This is a genomic window from Leeuwenhoekiella sp. LLG6367-2.1, from assembly GCF_045055775.1.
GTDB lineage: Bacteria > Bacteroidota > Bacteroidia > Flavobacteriales > Flavobacteriaceae > Leeuwenhoekiella > Leeuwenhoekiella aequorea.
Map to the genome: position 1 here is coordinate 1,807,024 of NZ_CP159331.1, position 18,481 is coordinate 1,825,504.

At 36.4% G+C, this 18,481-nt stretch carries 14 protein-coding genes; 7 read left to right on the forward strand and 7 right to left on the reverse strand.

The window, feature by feature from the left end; all coding sequences use genetic code 11:
* Window positions 1–57 precede the first annotated feature (57 nt).
* Window positions 58–630, forward strand: a complete 573-nt coding sequence (locus ABVM53_RS08270) for a DUF3109 family protein (RefSeq protein ID WP_128756313.1) — start codon at window positions 58–60, stop codon at window positions 628–630.
* Window positions 630–1,766, forward strand: a complete 1,137-nt coding sequence (locus tag ABVM53_RS08275) for a methionine aminotransferase (RefSeq protein WP_405324985.1) — start codon at window positions 630–632, stop codon at window positions 1,764–1,766. The genes ABVM53_RS08270 and ABVM53_RS08275 overlap by 1 nt, the downstream gene beginning before the upstream one ends.
* Here the strand turns inward: ABVM53_RS08275 and ABVM53_RS08280 are convergent.
* On the reverse strand, window positions 1,763–3,934 hold the full coding sequence (locus tag ABVM53_RS08280) for an FUSC family protein (protein WP_405324988.1): 2,172 nt from the start codon (window positions 3,932–3,934) through the stop codon (window positions 1,763–1,765). The two genes, ABVM53_RS08275 and ABVM53_RS08280, sit on opposite strands and share 4 nt — an antisense overlap.
* Window positions 3,935–3,979: 45 nt before the next feature.
* Window positions 3,980–4,489 carry a DUF1440 domain-containing protein gene (locus tag ABVM53_RS08285; RefSeq protein ID WP_128756316.1) on the reverse strand — a complete coding sequence of 170 codons (510 nt, stop codon included), beginning with the start codon at window positions 4,487–4,489 and terminating at the stop codon, window positions 3,980–3,982.
* Between the two features lie 386 nt (window positions 4,490–4,875).
* On the opposite strand from ABVM53_RS08285, the gene ABVM53_RS08290 reads away from it, so the two are divergent.
* Entirely contained in the window at window positions 4,876–5,340 is a 465-nt protein-coding gene (locus tag ABVM53_RS08290; protein ID WP_371455210.1) for an ankyrin repeat domain-containing protein, read from the forward strand.
* A gap of 1 nt (window position 5,341) precedes the next feature.
* Window positions 5,342–5,917: a hypothetical protein gene (locus tag ABVM53_RS08295; protein ID WP_405324993.1), complete on the forward strand. Its 576-nt coding sequence runs from the start codon at window positions 5,342–5,344 to the stop codon at window positions 5,915–5,917.
* On the opposite strand, the gene ABVM53_RS08300 is transcribed toward ABVM53_RS08295, so the two are convergent.
* From ABVM53_RS08300 to ABVM53_RS08310, 3 genes are read right to left on the reverse strand one after another with little or no spacing between them, the layout of a single operon-like run.
* Window positions 5,914–6,576 (reverse strand): exonuclease domain-containing protein, encoded by a 663-nt coding sequence (locus tag ABVM53_RS08300; protein WP_405324996.1) that lies wholly within the window; start codon window positions 6,574–6,576, stop codon window positions 5,914–5,916. The genes ABVM53_RS08295 and ABVM53_RS08300 overlap by 4 nt on opposite strands.
* A gap of 3 nt (window positions 6,577–6,579) precedes the next feature.
* Complete coding sequence (locus tag ABVM53_RS08305; protein ID WP_405324999.1) at window positions 6,580–8,490, reverse strand: DUF294 nucleotidyltransferase-like domain-containing protein; 1,911 nt, start codon at window positions 8,488–8,490, stop codon at window positions 6,580–6,582.
* A 5-nt stretch (window positions 8,491–8,495) separates the two neighbouring features.
* Window positions 8,496–8,951: a nucleoside deaminase gene (locus ABVM53_RS08310; protein WP_405325002.1), complete on the reverse strand. Its 456-nt coding sequence runs from the start codon at window positions 8,949–8,951 to the stop codon at window positions 8,496–8,498.
* 174 nt (window positions 8,952–9,125) lie between these two features.
* Here ABVM53_RS08310 and dxs point away from each other — a divergent pair, with 174 nt between their 5' ends.
* Entirely contained in the window at window positions 9,126–10,892 is a 1,767-nt protein-coding gene (gene dxs / locus ABVM53_RS08315; RefSeq protein ID WP_405325005.1) for a 1-deoxy-D-xylulose-5-phosphate synthase, read from the forward strand.
* Between the two features lie 5 nt (window positions 10,893–10,897).
* Here the strand turns inward: dxs and dgt are convergent, their stop codons facing one another.
* Window positions 10,898–12,232, reverse strand: coding sequence for a dGTP triphosphohydrolase (dgt, locus tag ABVM53_RS08320; RefSeq protein WP_405325008.1), 1,335 nt, complete (start codon window positions 12,230–12,232; stop codon window positions 10,898–10,900).
* Between the two features lie 184 nt (window positions 12,233–12,416).
* Here dgt and ABVM53_RS08325 point away from each other — a divergent pair, with 184 nt between their 5' ends.
* A complete protein-coding gene (locus tag ABVM53_RS08325) occupies window positions 12,417–15,221 on the forward strand; it encodes a TonB-dependent receptor domain-containing protein (RefSeq protein WP_371455204.1) in 2,805 nt (934 codons plus the stop codon).
* Between the two features lie 30 nt (window positions 15,222–15,251).
* Window positions 15,252–16,400, forward strand: a complete 1,149-nt coding sequence (locus ABVM53_RS08330; protein WP_371455203.1) for a multidrug transporter — start codon at window positions 15,252–15,254, stop codon at window positions 16,398–16,400.
* 121 nt (window positions 16,401–16,521) lie between these two features.
* Here ABVM53_RS08330 and aspS read toward each other — a convergent pair whose 3' ends face one another.
* The gene (gene aspS / locus ABVM53_RS08335; RefSeq protein WP_405325012.1) at window positions 16,522–18,270 is read right to left on the reverse strand and encodes an aspartate--tRNA ligase; all 1,749 of its coding nucleotides are present in this window, start codon (window positions 18,268–18,270) and stop codon (window positions 16,522–16,524) included.
* Window positions 18,271–18,481 lie beyond the last annotated feature (211 nt).

Consider the following 18,481-nt stretch of genomic DNA (forward strand, 5'->3'; position numbering starts at 1 on the left):
TTCTTATCTGTAGATTTAACGCATTGTTAACCTGATCAAAAATGTATCTTTGCAGCTATGTTTCAGATAGGAAAAACCATAGTTTCAGAAGAGGTAATCCAAAAGGATTTTGTTTGTAATCTCTCCTCGTGTAAGGGAGAATGTTGTATTGCCGGTGAGGCAGGAGCGCCATTAGAACCACAGGAAGTAGAGATTTTAAAAAACATCTATCCTAAGGTTAAACCTTTTTTACGCCCCGAAGGTATTGCCGCAATAGAAGCGCAAGGCACTCATATTACCACAGATTTAGATGAGTTAGAAACACCATTAGTTAATGGAGCCGAGTGTGCGTATGTCACTTTTACAAAAGAGGGTGTTGCTTCTTGTGGTATCGAGGACGCGTATAATGCAGGAGAAGTAGATTTTAGAAAGCCTATTTCGTGTCATTTATACCCCGTACGCTTACAGGAATATTCAAAATTTACAGCTGTAAATTATCATAAATGGCCTATTTGTGACGATGCTTGTAGTTTGGGAAAAGAACTCCAGGTTCCTGTTTATAAATTTACTAAAGATGCTTTACTACGTAAATTTGGTGAAGAATGGTACGAAGAGCTTGAGGCTGTAGCAGCACATTTCAGAAAAGATTAATGCAAAGTAAGCTGCCTAATACTACCTTGTCTATTTTTGCTTTAATGAGCAAAATGGCTACGCAGCACAATGCACTTAATTTATCTCAGGGATTTCCTGATTTTAATACAGATCCTGTGCTTATTGACTTAGTAACTAAAGCAATGCACGATGGATACAATCAATATGCGCCATTAGCGGGAGATTTACGCCTACGCGAAAATATCTCGGCTATGATTAGTCATTTACACGGAAAAACATACGATCCGCAAAATGAAATTACATTAACCGCGGGTGCTTCCGAAGCATTATATGCAAGTATAACTGCGTTTATTAATCCGGGGGATGAAGTAATTATTCTTAAACCAGCGTATGATACTTATGAACCTACTATTAGACTTCAAGGTGGCATTCCCGTTTTAATACAACTGCAGGCGCCATATACTAGTATTGATTGGGATGAGGTAAGAAGTAAAATATCTTCTAAAACCCGAATGCTTATAATAAACAATCCGCATAATCCTAGCGGAAATGTATTTTCCCATGAAGATCTTAGTAAGCTTGAAGAACTATTAGCAGGCACTAATATTCTATTATTGAGTGATGAGGTGTATGAGCATATTGTATTTGATGACAGAAAGCATCTAAGTGTTGCTGCCTATGATAAACTTGCTCAGCAGTTAATTATTACGGCATCATTTGGTAAGACTTTTCATACTACCGGTTGGAAGGTGGGTTATTGTTTAGCTCCAGATAATTTAATGCGTGAAATACACAAGGTGCACCAGAATGTTATTTTTTGCGTGAGTCATCCATTGCAAAAAGCACTGGCAACCTATCTTGAAGAACCCAAACGTTACTTAGGATTGTCAAAGTTCTATGAGCAAAAACGTGATCTCTTTTTAAAAGGAATTGAAGGCTCTAGGTTTACCTACAAACCAGCTATGGGAACGTATTTTCAAATGCTTGACTACTCTGCTATTTCTCAGGAAAATGCCAGACTATATGCAGAGAGACTTATTAAAGAAAATGGCATTGCGAGTATACCTGTATCTGTATTTAATTGCGACGAGCAAGATCATAAGTTTTTGCGTTTTTGCTTTGCAAAATCAGATGAAACTTTAGAAAAAGCTGCAGCGATATTACGATCTATCTAAGAGTTGAGTTGTTTTAGCTGCTTATTAAAATCTTCACTCAAATTTTTTAACCACCTCAATTGAGCAGTTAATATATGAGCTTCATTTCGTTCGTCGGCTACGTAGGTTGCAGCGGCAGTATCTTCGATAGATTCATCACTAAAAGAAGACTCTAAGGGAGCATTATTTTTTTGTATTAGCAATATAGCAGCGTCAAGATTTTGTAATATTTGACTTTTATAGCTAATAAAAACATCTTCTATGTGAGTCGTATTGTGATTACGCAAATAAGCACCCATCGATGCTAATGCACCTAGAAAAGCGTGATTGAGAACCACAAGTTCATATAATTTGCCAGTAAGTTGTCCTGAAGAAGCGGGTTCTTGCAATAAGCGTTGTATAGCGGCATTTAAGTTTGCTGTAGCTAAAAATGCTTTTTTACGAGCCAGTTTATATTGGGTTTGTAATTGTTCTTTTGTTTCGTAATGAGAGGAGATGACTTCAAGATAATTGCGATTAGCGATTAGGCTATCTGCCAGATTATTTTTTAAACCTTTTACTTCTCGTGTAGGCCAGAAGAAAAAATTTGCTAATGCAGCTAGTCCTGCACCGGCTAGGGTATCTACAACTCTAAACTGGATCACATTAAGAATATCTGGGCGCAGTAATGCATATCCAAAAATGATGCTTAATGTTATGAAAAACGCTGCGGTACGATAGTTTTTTTGAAGAGTGGCGAGTGCCATGGTAAAACTAAATACCGCGAGGATGCGATAGAGCATTACATCTCTAATGAAATACACAATAAGAGTGGCTAATACGGCACCTATTAATGTGCCAATTATTCTGTTTTTTGATCGCTCTTTAGTAAGCCCATAACTAGGCCGCATAATAACAATAATTGTAAGTAGTATCCAGTATGGGTTTTGAAGTTTGAACAAACTGCCCAGACCAAACCCAAGTACAGTTACTACAGCAATACGCAAAGCGTGCCTAAATATAGGGGAACTCCTAGTAAAATTATTTAGTAGAATTTGAAAACTGTAATCCTGTTTTGTGATAAACCCTTCTAATTCCTTCGGATTGGTAGTGATGTTTTTAGTATCCGTTTTGTTTCGGTCTAAAATCTGTGCAATATTTAATATGCGTTGCGTCTGGTTTTCCTGAAGTACAGATAGATTTTGGAGTATTATGTAATCTTCGGGTTCAATCTCTTTAGAATTCATTTTAGATACAATTTCTTGAGATTGTCCTAATGCATTTTTAAGATTACTTAAATCAACTTTCTTCTTTTTAAAGTCTGTATGTGCAATTTGTTTTAGAGCTTGTGTTTGCATTCTATTTAAGTGCACAAACGCTTGAAGCGAATGCTCATACTTTCCCAATATCTCGTGCATTTTTACCGGAGGAATGGGACTTGTAAGTGCGAGCTCTGAAAGATCTACAAGTTCTCCCAAAACTAAAAATCGATTTCTGTAATAGCTCGAGGTTCCTGAGGAATGTCTACTGTCTAATAATATCTCCCTTAATTTTTCTAGATGCTCATTAAATTCACTTTGTACAGCAAAGAGTTTTTTTAAACCAGCGTCTCGTTTTACACTTCGGTTGAGAAATTTTCCGCGCGCCTCAATGTAACCAGCGCATAAGTCTATAGCGGTTTCCAGAAGTTCATCAACTTGTTTTTTTGGGGCAAGAAAATCGTATAATGCAGTAATTACAAAGTAGAGGACACCTCCTAATCCTATTAATAATGAGCGCTCATAGGGAGCCATATCTGCAGATGAGATATTTGCAAAACTCAAAACCAAAGCAAACAATCCTGAAAACCCTACTAGCGAAGCTCTAAATCCATACACCGCTAAAAAAGCCAATATAAAGGTCATTACACCGAGATAGGGAAGCTGAATAAGCAGAGAGTGGGGGATATAGGCACCTGTAAAACTTACTAATGTCGCAATTAAAGCAGAGAGTAAAATACCTATTCTTTTGTTACGTAAACTTCCACTTATAGAGCTGGGAGAGCTAAAAATAACACCGGTGCCAACTGCTATTCCCATACTTAGATGGTCAAAATAGTAGCCTAGCATCATTGGAGCAACAACACCAATAGTAATCAATAAAGCCTTCGAGAAGTCTGTACTTCTAGCGAAGGCTTTGATTTTGATAAATGGCTGCAAGTAATTAGACATACAGCAATTTAGAATGAATTTTTAGCTTTGAGATATATTTTGTTTTTAATCACGTAATTTTTTTGCAACTAAGCCACGTACTATTTCTGTAGTAACACCAAAAGCCACGTGTGCGATTAGTTCGTTGATTTGTATGTTCAAAGGGATTTCTTTGGGACTTTCTTTAAGTCCTAAGAGTGGTAACGAAGTTTCGTGGGTTCCTATCCAGGTTGTTGCACCATAAGCAGCGCCTTCAAATATATTTGTTTCTAATTTGTCTCGCTTTGCATACCCATAAGTAGCTCCTAAACTAGCTCCAAAAGGGATATTTACGAGTTGTTCTGCTAACTCTTGATTTGAAGAGCTTATGCGATCGCCAGTGAGTTTCACAGATAAATCATCGACCATTTTTAATTGTGCAGATCGTGTATTGGGTTTTCTTACCGGTAGAACTTTCTCAATTGCACTCTTAACGACTGTCCCCGCAATACCTCCTAATAATCCGGAGATTAAGCCACGACTTACATTAGAAGTGAATGTATCTTTTTCTAACCAAGCTTCAAGTGAGTTGCTCATAATTGTAAATTTTGATCTAAAGTTAAAAGTTCCGGTGAAGCTGAAGAAAGGTTTAACACTGCTTTGACATCATTATTAATAATGTTTGAACCTATTAGAATTTTCAACAGAAAGGAGGCGTTACGTTATAAAACTTTTATGACATCTTCTTTTAATATTTAGATATTCCCTAACAGTATGGCCTGCGTGCAATAGATATATTTGAATCAATTTTAATATTCACATTAATTTCTTCGGAAGCTGTTGTGTAGAGATGTCATAAATGGACTTTAGGAAGTAAGTAAACTGTTTTCTGATGTCGATTTATAGTCTTGTAAGCATAACTAATATTGAATTACATTAAAAAATATCCAATATTATTTCGATAAATTTATTATTTTAACAATATGAATTCAGATTTATTATTTGACAGCATTCGTTTAGGAAATGATCAAAAAGTTAAAGAACTGCTCGATCAAAATCCAGATTTAATTTCTGCAACAGATCAGCGTGGTTCTACACCCTTACTTTTAGCTACGTATTACGGTTTTGAAACACTTACTGAAGTTTTAGTTGCACATAATGCAGATGTAAATGCTAAAGATGCATCAGGGAATACAGCGCTAATGGGAATTTGCTTTAAGGGGTACCCTAAGGTGGCTAGAATATTATTAGCAAACGGTGCAGACGCTAACGCTCAAAATTCTAACGGCGGTACCGCCTTAATATACGCGGCAACGTTTAATCAAAAAGAATTAGTTGAAATTCTCCTTGAGCACGGCGCTGATACCACCATCAAAGATTCAAAAGGCTTAACGGCTAAAGATCATGCAAAAATGCAGGGCTTAGACCAGATCGAGCAATTATTATAATATGCTCAACAATCCTAACATATTGAATGATTTGCATTGTGTGCGTTTTAGAAATGTAGGTTTCAAACGCACTATGGTGCTTTCCCCATCTGCCGAGAAATCTTTTAATAGGTTTCTCGTAGATTCGTTAGGACAAGATGTTTTTTTAATAAGTACGGCTTTAGGCTTAGATGTTTATTATTGTTACCCAACAAGTAAAACTGATTTCATAGTAAAAAACCTTTGGCTTTTTCAAGAAAATACCGAATTAGTAAACAAGCAGATTGTTCAAGAGCATCACAATGATGAGGTTCTTTTGTACTTTACTACTGTTGTAAATACGCTTCTGAAACACCCTCAATTGTTTTTGTCTACCTGCAAAAAATTTGTCTTTCAGTATAAAAGGACATTAATCAAAAACCGACTTCTTACTTTATTATTTTCTTCTTTTGAATTGCACTTGCAAGAGCTTATCACGCAGAATAGATTGCCTTATATTTCTAAAATTGAAAGAATTATGCAGGAGATTTATATTCCTTCCTTTCAAAATATAAATTCTTTAGGCGTTTTATATCACAGCGACGAAAGCCTCAATTAAATTAGAATTTTTTTAAGGCTAGTTTTCTTAGAACTCTTAAGTCGAGTAAGAATTTTAAGAAATGCTAAGGCTGTAATTAATGCATCTCCCATTGCTTTATGTCTGTCATTTTTGGAGATATTGAGCGCTTCACAAAGTTCGTCTAAACTATAGACTTTATCAGGATTGGTGATGTTTACAAGATGAACACTGCGCTTAAATAATACACTTGTATCTGTAAATTTATTTTTCAATTTAGGAGCACCCAATCTTTTGAGCGCATAATTTATAATGGCGATATCAAAGCCTACGTGGTGGCCTACTAAAACGGAGTTACCAGCAAAAAGCAGAAATTGTTTAACAGCTTCTTCTTCAGTGATTTTAATCTGATTTTTATTTTGCCGTAGAATACCGTGAATTGCTACTGCTTCTTCGTTAAATAACTCCTGTTCTATATATACCTCCAGACTATTAGCAATTTTTATTTCATTATTTTTTATCTCTAGAGCGCCTAAACTTAGCATACGGTCCTTACGCGCGTTTACACCAGTAGTTTCTGTGTCAAAAACTACAAACCTGGTGTCTTCTAATGTTGGAGATGTGGTTTCAGAAAATTTTCTGGCATACTCTTTATAGAATTCTGGTGGATCGGGTTTCTTATTTATAAATGGAATATGCATACCTTATTTAAGTTGATAACGCAGTGTTAGCAATTCTTGAATATCGTGAATGGATTTAAAACAACGTTTCAGTTTTAATTTTTCAGCTTTACTTAATGTCGAAAGTTCTATAAACCTCCCAGAATCGTCGTGTAAAATACCTTGTCTGGTTCTAAATTTTAATAGCGCTTTAAATGCATACGAGCAGCTCTCGTAAATTTCTTTGTTATTATCTTCTACTTCTGCGAGACGCTCAAACCTGCCGGCTGTATTGTTAATGTTTCTAAGCTTATGCTGCAAACTCAAAACACGGGCTGCATCAATTAAAGGCATAAGTCCTCTAGCTTTAATGTCGAAAAAGTCTTTGTGATCACCGCTTTCTTCAACCAGAAATTGTCTAAAAAAACCTAATGGTGACGGACTGCGAATGGCATCTTTTGCCATCACCCGGTAAAAGTTTGTATTGCGATCTAATTTCTGAAGAATACTGTCAGAAAGGTTCGTGACCAGTTGGGTATCTCCATAAACATAGCTGTAATCAAAGAATATAGCTGAAAGAAGCTGGCTTTCAGGGGACGGTTCCAAAATCCATACACTAAATTGTTTTTGCCACTCAGATAAAGATTGACACCATCGTGGGTTACTCGCCATCATATCTGCCGGGCAATAGGCATAACCTATTTTATGCATTGCTCGTGTTACCAGCCTAGCCAAATTAATAAAGTAAGCTTGCGTGCGCTCGTAATCCTCTTCTGCAACATTCTCAAAAACGATCGCATTATCTTGATCTGTATATAAGAGCTGCTCTTTTCGACCTTGACTTCCCAGTGCTAACCAAGCAAATTTACAAGGAGGCGGAGTCTCCATCTTAGTCAATGCCAATTCTATAGCACGCACCGCTATAGCGTAATTAATTTCATTTAAAATATTTAGAATTTGAGATAATGGCAGGTTTTGATCTAAATACTTTTTGAGTAGTTGCGCAACTTTAAGCCGCACTTCCCGAAGCCTCTTTGTGCGTTTTGCCAGTTTAACTTCTTTAAGTAAAACAACAGGATTATTTGCAAAGGAAACAACAAGATCATGTTCTGATAATAAACCTAGTAATTTACTGTCTGGAGTGCCATCTTCGGTAATACACAAATGATTGATATCATTTTTAAGCATAATTAACTGCGCCTGTGCTACACTCAAATCCTTTTGAAAACACCGTACAGGAGCACTCATAATCGAAGTAACCTCATCACTAATAGGAAATTTACCGGTCGCTATTTTGTCTCTAAGATCTCTGTTAGTAATTATGCCCAGTGGTCTATCATTTTGAGTAACAACAATAGAGCCTACTCCTCGATGTTCCATTTTTAAGGCTGCGATTTTTATAGTTGTATCTGGTGTGCAGGTTAGTGTATTTTTTGAGTAGCGCGCTTTTTGAAGATCAAAAATCTCACTATTGCGCTCGACAGAATATTCTGTAAATAGTTTTCCGCTTTCTTCTAAGGAATAAGGGTCACTTACATTGGAAGCAAATGACGCAATTAGAAAGTTACTCACATCTCGATGTTCAAGAGCAATTGGTAAAAATAGATCTATGGGGATTCCGTAGAGAATAGACTCTTCATTTGCAGATGCCGACAGCTCATAATCTTCCTTGGTAATAAGAGGTCTGAGTCCAAAAAGATCCCCTTCGTCACAAATATCTACGATTTTGGGTTCGTTGTCTTGAGTTCTGTAAAGCCGTACTGCACCATCTTTGACCACGTAAAACATACCGTGATTTTTCTCACGCTCTTTAAATATCGATTTATTTTTCTCATAGTATAAGACACTCACTTGACCGGCAATTTTAAGCAGACTTTCTTCTGCAAGAAATTGAAACGGAGGATAGCGTTTTAAAAAGTCGGCTACGCGTTCTGCTATTGTATTTTTTGTAGTCATAAGACTTAATTTAGATTCCGTTTTTCTATAAAAAAAAGTTTTAATAGAGCGGCAGCTTCCATTTGCATAATTCCGCTGCTAACGGTGGTTTTAGGATGCAAGTGAGTTCCCATATTTTTAAAACCTCTAGAAGGATCAGATGCTGCGTAAACAATACGAGATAACTGACTCCAGTATAGCGCGCCAGCGCACATTTGACAAGGCTCTAGTGTTACATATAAAGTACAGTCTTTAAGGTATTTTCCTCCTAGATAATTTGCAGCTGAGGTGATAGCTTGCATTTCGGCGTGAGCAGTGACATCATTCAAACGCTCTGTTAAGTTGTGCGCTCTTGCAATAATTGTATTGTTTACAGTGATTACCGCACCCACGGGTATTTCTCCAAGGTCATATGCAGTCTCAGCTTCCTGCATTGCTTTTTTCATAAAGTAGTAATCATCAAAGGGTTCTAATAACGCCATTGCTTTAAATTTAGAAAGGAAAGATAAAAAGTTTTGAGAACTATAACATACATAAATCTAGATCACAAAGCCATTGTATATTCTAGGAGATAGGTTTTAATTCGCTTAGTCATTAGCAGCATCATTTTTATAGTGAGAACTTAATATTAATTCTACTTCGGCTACCTTTGTTTTATGAATTACCCACTTCTAGATACGCTTAATGATCCTTTAGATTTACGGAAACTTTCCGCGGCAGATCTAACTCAGGTTGCTGCAGAACTACGGCAGTTTATCATAAATATTGTTGCTACAAAAGAAGGGCATCTTGGAGCTAGTTTGGGTGTGGTAGAACTTACTCTGGCACTGCATTATGTATTTAATACGCCAGATGATAAATTAATCTGGGATGTAGGACATCAAGCCTATGGTCATAAAATTTTGACGGGCAGAAGGGATTTATTTGAAACCAATAGGCAGTATAAAGGTATCAGTGGTTTTCCTAAACGAGAGGAAAGTGTTTACGATACATTTGGAACCGGTCATTCCAGCACCTCTATTTCTGCAGCCTTGGGCATGGCGATTGCATCAAAAATTAAAGGAGATTTTAATAGACAGCATATTGCTGTGATAGGAGATGCATCTGTCGCAAGCGGAATGGCATTTGAGGCGCTTAATCATGCAGGAGATAGTGATGCTAATATTCTCGTAGTATTAAATGATAATGCAATTGGTATAGATCCTAGCGTGGGTGCTTTGAAAAATTATCTTACTAATGTAAAAACCGGCAGTCAAGGACAGGATAATATATTTGAAGCCTTAAACTTTAAATATTTTGGTCCTGTAGATGGTCATGATATCGATAAGCTGCTTGAAATATTTAATACCTTAAAAAAAATCAAAGGTCCTAAATTCCTACATGTTATCACCACTAAAGGAAAAGGGCTTAAACAAGCTGAAGCAAATCAAGTAGTTTATCACGCTCCCGGGAAATTTGATGCGCTTACCGGCGAATTATCGCCTAAAAGTACAGCTGTACAGCCGCCAAAATATCAAGATGTTTTTGGACTAACACTTGTTGAGCTTGCTCAAAAAAATGAAAAAATTGTTGGTATTACTCCTGCAATGCCAACAGGCAGCTCTTTAAAATATATGATGCAGCAATTCCCAGAAAGGGCTTTTGATGTAGGTATTGCAGAGCAACACGCGGTTACATTAGCTGCAGGTATAGCAAGTGTAGGGTTAATGCCGTTTTGTACAATTTACTCTACATTTTTACAACGCGCGTATGATCAGCTTATACATGATGTGGCCTTGCAAAAATTACCGGTTATATTCTGTATTGACCGTGCGGGACTCGTAGGAGAAGATGGTGCAACCCATCACGGGGTTTTTGACCTGAGTTATTTACGATGTATTCCCAATCTAATTATCTATGCTCCGCATAATGAGATCGATTTGCGCAATATTCTTTATACAGCTCAGTTAGGATTAGATTTTCCTATAGCCATTCGTTATCCGCGGGGAAGAGGAAATCTATTAAAATGGAAATTGCCATTTTCTACAATAGAAATTGGAAAAGCTCAAAATCTAAAAGAAGGTAATAGTGTTGCTATTTTAGTAACTGGTCATTTTATAGACAAAGCCCTTGAAGTAGCAGAATCATTTACAGATAGAATTTCGGTTTACTATTTTGGATTTGTAAAACCACTAGATCAAACAATGTTACAAGCAATATTTAGCAAATATGTTTCAATTGTGACTTTAGAAGATGGAGTAAAAGCTGGAGGTTTTGGTAGTTCTATTGCGCAGGAAGCTGCTAAGTATAACTATAAGGGAGATATACGGATATTGGGAATTCCAGATCAATTTATAGAACACGGAGCTACCGAACAATTATATGACTCTGTAGGACTTGATGCAGAAAGTATAAGGCAAGAAATTATCAGTCTCTTGCCTTAACTAACTTATTTTACATCTAAACCTTTAATTTTCTTGTAGTTTCGTAACGCCTTACCATCTGTCATTGTAGAGACTTCTGCGCAAATCTGAATAAGATTGGTGTAAAGGCTCTTGTCAGATTGATCTGCCGGAGACAATAATTTTTGAATAAGTTTATTATAATGCGTGTCGTTATTATCTAAAGCTCTGCATCTCGCTTCTAATAAAGTGGATAGAATCTCATACCCTGCAATTTCTTTTTCTACAACTTCTCTACTATTATAGATGCGATTAATGCTTAAATTTATAATATCGGTTATTTGAGCTTGATAAGCACTTTTATCAATTATTGACTGACTGAATGTGCCTGCTAGAATTTCTTCTTCATATTTCATAAAAGTTTCTACACTTTCATTAATAAGCGTTCCTATAGCTAATGCACGCAAGTAGCTTACACGATCTGCAGTATCTTGAAGCGCGTTGTATTTATTGCGATCTATAGTGTTACCTACCAGTTTTACCATGTATTCTAAAGCGTACTCTTCTGGAATCAATCCTAAGTTGATGCCATCTTCAAAATCTATAATTGTGTAGCAAATATCATCGGCGGCTTCAACAAGAAATGCGAGTGGGTGTCTTGACCAGCTCAAATCATTTTCGTTAGACCTATTTAGCAAGCCGAGTTCTGAAGCGACATCTTCAAACAAATCTATTTCAGATTGAAAGAAACCGTATTTTTTGTCAGATATATGATCTGTAGGTTTGTGAGGTAGCGATTCTTTAGGGTATTTTGTAAAAGCTCCCAATGTCGCGTAGGAAAGTCGTAAACCACCTGGTGCTCCAGGCTTGGTTTGGGATAATACTTTAAATCCGTTTGCATTCCCTTCAAAGGTTATGAGATCTTGATATTCTTTTTCGGTAAGAGCCTCTTTGTAACGTTTACCATAACCGGTTTTAAAAAATTCGCCTATTGCTTTTTCACCAGAGTGACCAAAAGGCGGGTTTCCTATATCGTGGGCTAATGCAGCTGCGGCAACAATTGCCCCAAAATCGTTAAACTGATAGCCGTGTATCTGCTCGAGATGCGGATATTTTTCTAGTATACGCTTACCAACCATTCTTCCTAATGAACGTCCCACGACTGAAACCTCCATACTATGAGTAAGTCGGGTGTGAACAAAATCTGTTTTAGAAAGTGGAATTACCTGTGTTTTATCTTGTAAACTTCTAAAAGGTGCCGAAAATATAATTCTATCATAATCGACTTCAAAGCCCAATCGGGTATCATCTTGCTCTATTCTTAAGCGTTTTGCAGCATCGCCTTGACGTTTTAGAGACAGTAATTGCTCCCAGTTCATCATAGTGTTCAATTTTCAGCAAGATACATTTTTTGTGAAATTATAAGTTGATGATTTACAATGGCTGCGTATTCTAGTTAACATTAAGTTAACCATGATGTAACCCTTAGCTTACGAATTGATAACAATGGATTAACTCCCCAGCTATTCTTTAACGACATCTTTGCAGCGATAAATAAATATATAAATGAAAAGTTTTTTAAGTGTTGTCATTTTAATGTTTTCGGCAATTGTTTGGGGACAAACTGGAACAATTGAAGGGGTTTTAAGTGATAAAGAGGTTAATAATGAGCCGCTACCTTTTGCTAACGTAGTAATAAAAGGAACTACAAAAGGTGCTACGACAGATTTTGATGGAAAATATATCATTGAAAATATTCCTGTAGGAACTTATGACATCGAATTTAGCTTTGTGGGTTATGAGCCGGTAACTGTTCCCGGGGTAAAAGTTGAAGCAAATAAGTTTACAAATGTTAGCACCGCTTTAGGAGCTAGCGCTGCAGCACTTGACGAAGTAATTATACAAGTTCAAACTAGTAGAGAGCGTGAGTCTGCTTTACTATTAGATCAGAAAAAGTCTATAGAAATTAAACAAAGCATTGGTGCAGAAGAATTGACTAGAAAAGCAGTAACAAACGTTCAGCAGGGTCTAAGTAAAGTATCTGGTATCACAAATGTTCAAAACAGAGGTGTTTTTGTAAGAGGTCTGGATGACAGATATAACTTCTTATTAATGAATGGTCTTCCTATAGCATCTTCAGATCCAGACAATAAGATTATACCATTAAATTATATAGCAACAAATATTGTAAGCCACGTTGATGTATTTAAAACATTTGATGGCGCATTATACCAGGATTTTGCTGGAGCAACTTTCCAAATTAATACTAAAAGTGTTCCAAAGAAGCCGGAAACAGTGGTGAGTTTTGGAGCAGGATTAAATACAAATACGACATTTAAAGACTTTAGTACAGACGACAGCGGAAGCTCAGAATACTTCGGGTATACAGGGTCAGGTAGAAATTTACCAGGAGTTTTTGGTAAAAATGTAGGTAGAGGGTATACAGCAACTTCTGCAGAATCTGCAGATTTATTTAATACTTCTTGGACTCCAGAGCGATCTACAGCTCCATTATCTACACGATTTGGTATTTCTCACGGGCAAGGTTTAGTTGATACCGATAAGCATCAATTAGCATTTTATTTTAGTCTTAACTTCAGAAATGACTATCAGATTAATGAAGGAGTTGAGCGTGCATTAAACTCAGAAGGTACAGCACAACAAGATTTTAGTACTACAAACTATGAGTACTCTACTCAAAAATCAGGTATTTTATCTCTTGATTATGATTATGGAGATAACCTGAATTTAAAATTTAATACTATATATCTTCAGAATACTTCTAATTTCATAAGAGAAGCTCAAGGTTTAAATGACGGGTTCACGCAGTTAAACAATGAAGATTTTTATATTAGAGATATAAAATACACGCAGAATGATCTTATATCTTTTCAGTTATTAGGAGACTACAGCTGGAATGATAAAAAACATGAAATATCTTTTGCAAGCTCATTAGGTTTAGGTAAAAACAACATTCCAGACAGACGCGTATTAAGAGCAGCAGGATCTGGAGAAGATGCAGAGTACATTACTACAAATGGTATTAATCCTTTTAAATTTTATCAGGAATTAGAAAACACAAATATCAATGGTAAAGTAGAGTATAAGTTAGGTTTAAATTATGATGATGCAGAAGGTCGTTACCTATCACATCTGCGTGTAGGATACAATGTAGATTTAATTGAATACGACTTTTTTAATAGAATTATAAATGTAGGTGAGCGCTCTTCTTCTACGCAGCCTTTACCTAATTTAGACACAAACGATCCACAGTCATTTTTTGAAACAGGATTTGCAGAAGGGTATTTATTTTATACAAACACAGCAGACCCTGCAGCAACAAGTACTATAAATCAATATGTAAACGGATTTTACCTAGATTACTCAAAAGAGTGGGATAAATTATTTGTGAATGTAGGTGTACGTGGGGAATATGCTTTTAGAGAAATCCTTTATAGAGAGCCTTTAAATTCTATAAATGATGAGTTCTTATCATTACAATACGATCCGATTTTTGCTAGCCCCTGGTTCAATGTTAAGTACACATTAAACGATAAAACAAACTTACGTGTAGCAGGATCACAGACGGTAACACGCCCTAGACTTCGTGAGATATTACCTACTGTTTACCAGGATGGTGATGGTAACCAGGTGATAGGTAACCCAGATTTAGAAAACTCAAAAAATTACAATCTTGATTTTAAATATGAGTATTTCTTAAGTTCGTCAGAATTACTTTCAGCAACTGTTTTTGGTAAATACATCAAAGATCCTATTGAGCGTTTAGCAGAAGCAACCTCTGTAGGTTACCGTACAAAATTTGGAAACTTTGACGAAGCTACTATATACGGAATTGAGCTTGAGGCAAGACTTAGTCTTGGTGAGCGTTTTGATAATGAAAGCTTTGATCCCTTTAGTTTAGGAGTAAACGCAATCATAATGAGTTCAAATGCAACTGCAGAAGAAGGTAATCCAGAATTTGCTGCTGTAACTAATCTAGACCGTAAACTTCAAGGAGCTTCAGACTGGGGTATAAATGCAGATTTTGAATACAAGTTCTTAGATTCAGACAAAGTAAACTCTTCGGTAAACTTCATTTTCAACACATATGGTAAGCGTATTTATGCTGTAGGTGTAGAAGGAGCAGATGAGATTTATGAAAAGCCTATAAATCAATTAGACATTTCTTGGAACACAAGTTTCAATGATAAAATAGGTGTTCAACTGCGTGCATTGAACATACTTAACGAAAAAACTTTATTTACCCAAGACCCAACTGCAACTGTACGATTCCCTGAGCGATTCTCTAATGTGATAGAGCAATTTAATCAAGGTGTGAATTTTAGTGCAACAGTGTCTTATAAATTTTAATTAACTCGAAACTCAATAAATCTTTAAATTATGAAATTAAATTTTTTAAAAACAGCCTTTATTGCTGCTTCATTAGTAGCAGTATCTTGTGGTGATGATGATTCTCCGGTAGATCCAGGAACTGGAAATGAAGGAGTATTACAAGGAACTGTATTAGAGGGTCAAATTACAGAAGATCTTTTAGTTCCTGCGGGACAATATACCTTAAAAGGCGCTGTAAGCGTTGAAGATGGTGCTACGCTTACTGTTGAAGCGGGAACAACTTTTACTGTTACAGCTGCAGATCAAGAAGCTGGTGTTAACGTATTATTTGTGAAGCAAGGCGGAAAGCTTATCGCTAACGGTGATGCAAACAATCCTATTGTTTTTACATCTGAAAATCAAAATGCAGATGGTGGTGATGGTGACTGGGGAGGTCTTGTACTTCACGGTAAAGCTCGTATGAATGCTCCAGGAGGAACTTCAAACTCAGAAGCTGGTCAATTTCCTTACGGTGGTACTGATGATAGCGATAGCTCTGGTTCATTAAAATATGTACGTGTTGAATATGCTGGTCAAGCTTCATCTGATGGTGAATTTGAATTTAATGCATTTTCTTTCTTCGCTTGTGGTAGCGGAACTATCGTAGAAAACTGTGAGGCTTTTGAAGGAGCTGATGATGGTTTTGAATTTTACGGAGGAACTGTAAACGCAAAAAATTTATCTGCTGTAGGTATGGAAGATGATTCTATCGACTGGGATGAAGGTTTTAGAGGATCTATCGACAATGCTGTATTATATCAGTATGATGGTGTAGGTGACTTTGCTTTTGAATTAGCTAACAGAAGTGGTGAAAACAACGCTAGCCCAAGATCTAAAGCTACAGTAAGCAATGTTACTGTAAGAGGTAGTAACCGTTCAGGAAAAGCTGCTTTTGACTTAAAGCAAGGAACTGGTGGTATCTTCAATAACATTGTTGTTACTAATGTTGAAACTGTAATTTTCTTAAACAACCAATTGCAAGAAGTTGTAAGTGGTGATTTAGAATTCACAAACGCTAACTTTACTTTTGGTACAAACCTTATCGTAAATAACGTTGATGGTACTAACGTTACTGCATCTTTAATCTCAACTAATGCAACTGCTACAGGTGCAGATGTAAGTGCATTCGCTGGATGGTCAAACTACAGCAGCCTATAAGAATTTATTTGATTGCCAATAAAAAACCCGGACTGTTGAGTCCGGGTTTTTATATTTTATAGAAAGCCAAAAAAGGGAAACTCTTTCGAGTTTCCCTTTTTGATTTACTTATAGATTGAATTTATAAAGTAACTTTTAAATTCAGTTCTTTTAATTGCGCTTCATCAATTTTTGCGGGTGCATCAATCATTACATCACGACCTGCATTGTTCTTAGGGAAAGCAATAAAATCACGTATAGTTTCTTGTCCGCCTAAAATAGCAACTAATCTGTCTAACCCAAAGGCAAGACCACCGTGTGGAGGAGCACCATACTGAAAAGCATCCATTAGGAACCCAAACTGCGCCTGTGCTTCTTCTTTAGAGAATCCCAGGTAGTCAAACATCTTAGATTGAGTTTCTTTATCGTGAATACGTATAGAACCTCCACCTATTTCATTTCCGTTTAATACGAGATCGTAAGCATTTGCTTTTACAGCGCCGGGATCTGTATCTAATAATTCCATTTGTCCCGGTTTAGGAGACGTAAATGGGTGATGCATGGCGTGATAACGACTCGTTTCTTCATCCCATTCTAGAAGTGGGAAATCTACTACCCATAATGGTGCAAATTCATTAGACTTACGTAAGCCTAATTGAGTTGCGAGCTCCATACGCAGCGCGCTTAATTGGGTACGTGTTTTTGAAGCTTCGCCAGAAAGCACACAAATTAAATCTCCAGGTTTTGCACCTGTAGCCTCTGCCCATTTAGCCAGATCTTCCTGATCATAAAATTTATCTACTGAAGATTTAAAACTCCCATCTTCATTGCACTTTACATAGACCATTCCTAATGCTCCCACTTGAGGTCGCTTTACCCAGTCTATTAATTTATCTATCTCCTTGCGTGTGTAGCTGCCACCATTAGGAACAGCAATCCCTACAACAAGTTCTGCATCATTAAATACTTTAAATTCTTTGTGTTGAGCAACGGCATTTAATTCTCCAAATTCCATCCCAAAACGAATATCTGGTTTATCATTTCCATATTTAGACATCGCTTCATCGTAGGTCATTCTCGGAAAGTTTTCAATCTCAAAACCTACAACTTCTTTAAGCAGGTGCTTTGTTAAGCCTTCAAATATGTTCAAGATATCTTCTTGCTCAACAAAAGCCATCTCGCAATCTATCTGAGTAAATTCGGGTTGACGGTCTGCTCTTAAATCTTCATCTCTAAAGCATTTTACAATCTGAAAGTATTTATCCATACCACCTACCATAAGCAATTGCTTAAACGTTTGTGGTGATTGTGGTAATGCGTAAAACTGTCCTTCATTCATTCTGCTAGGAACAACAAAGTCACGAGCTCCTTCTGGAGTAGATTTTATTAAATAAGGTGTTTCTACTTCTATAAAATCTTTTACAGAAAGATAATTGCGAACAGCTATGCTCACTTTATGTCTAAATATTAGCTTCTCTTTTACCGGATTACGACGAATATCCAAATAGCGGTATTTCATACGTAAATCTTCCCCACCATCTGTAGTATCTTCTATAGTAAAAGGAGGAGTTTTGGCTTGATTTAGTACTTCTAGCTTTTCAACTAAAAGTTCAACGTCGCCAGTTGGCATTTTAGGGTTTTTAGATTCGCGCTCAATCACAGTACCAGTCACTTGAATTACAAATTCGCGACCCAGAGTTTTAGCGAGTTCCATTACTTCCTTAGGAGTGCGCTCTTCATCAAATATAAGCTGTGTAATTCCATAACGATCACGTAGATCTACCCAGATCATAAAACCTTTATCTCGAGATTTTTGTACCCATCCGGCAAGAGTTACAGTTGAATTTATATGTTCGGCACGTAAGGCCCCATTATTATGCGTTCTGTACATTGTGATTTATTTGAAGTGCAAATTTAAGAAGTTATCTTACTAAGAATTACAAAGTATAGTTTTTTTAAACCAATTGTATATTATTTAGTATTTGAAGAAGATAGTTTAGAATTTGATAATTTCTGGATTGTGTATTTAATGAATTCAACATATTATTAAATTTAGAATGCATATATCTAAATTTATTTTGTTCAATTTTTAAACAGTATTG

Bases quoted from the DNA above. Each gene is read 5' to 3' on its own strand.
- ABVM53_RS08270 (WP_128756313.1), top strand. From the start codon at position 58: ATGTTTCAGATAGGAAAAACCATAGTTTCAGAAGAGGTAATCCAAAAG.
- ABVM53_RS08275 (WP_405324985.1), top strand. From the start codon at position 630: ATGCAAAGTAAGCTGCCTAATACTACCTTGTCTATTTTTGCTTTAATG.
- ABVM53_RS08280 (WP_405324988.1), bottom strand. From the start codon at position 3,934: ATGTCTAATTACTTGCAGCCATTTATCAAAATCAAAGCCTTCGCTAGA.
- ABVM53_RS08285 (WP_128756316.1), bottom strand. From the start codon at position 4,489: ATGAGCAACTCACTTGAAGCTTGGTTAGAAAAAGATACATTCACTTCT.
- ABVM53_RS08290 (WP_371455210.1), top strand. From the start codon at position 4,876: ATGAATTCAGATTTATTATTTGACAGCATTCGTTTAGGAAATGATCAA.
- ABVM53_RS08295 (WP_405324993.1), top strand. From the start codon at position 5,342: ATGCTCAACAATCCTAACATATTGAATGATTTGCATTGTGTGCGTTTT.
- ABVM53_RS08300 (WP_405324996.1), bottom strand. From the start codon at position 6,576: ATGCATATTCCATTTATAAATAAGAAACCCGATCCACCAGAATTCTAT.
- ABVM53_RS08305 (WP_405324999.1), bottom strand. From the start codon at position 8,490: ATGACTACAAAAAATACAATAGCAGAACGCGTAGCCGACTTTTTAAAA.
- ABVM53_RS08310 (WP_405325002.1), bottom strand. From the start codon at position 8,951: ATGGCGTTATTAGAACCCTTTGATGATTACTACTTTATGAAAAAAGCA.
- dxs (WP_405325005.1), top strand. From the start codon at position 9,126: ATGAATTACCCACTTCTAGATACGCTTAATGATCCTTTAGATTTACGG.
- dgt (WP_405325008.1), bottom strand. From the start codon at position 12,232: ATGATGAACTGGGAGCAATTACTGTCTCTAAAACGTCAAGGCGATGCT.
- ABVM53_RS08325 (WP_371455204.1), top strand. From the start codon at position 12,417: ATGAAAAGTTTTTTAAGTGTTGTCATTTTAATGTTTTCGGCAATTGTT.
- ABVM53_RS08330 (WP_371455203.1), top strand. From the start codon at position 15,252: ATGAAATTAAATTTTTTAAAAACAGCCTTTATTGCTGCTTCATTAGTA.
- aspS (WP_405325012.1), bottom strand. From the start codon at position 18,270: ATGTACAGAACGCATAATAATGGGGCCTTACGTGCCGAACATATAAAT.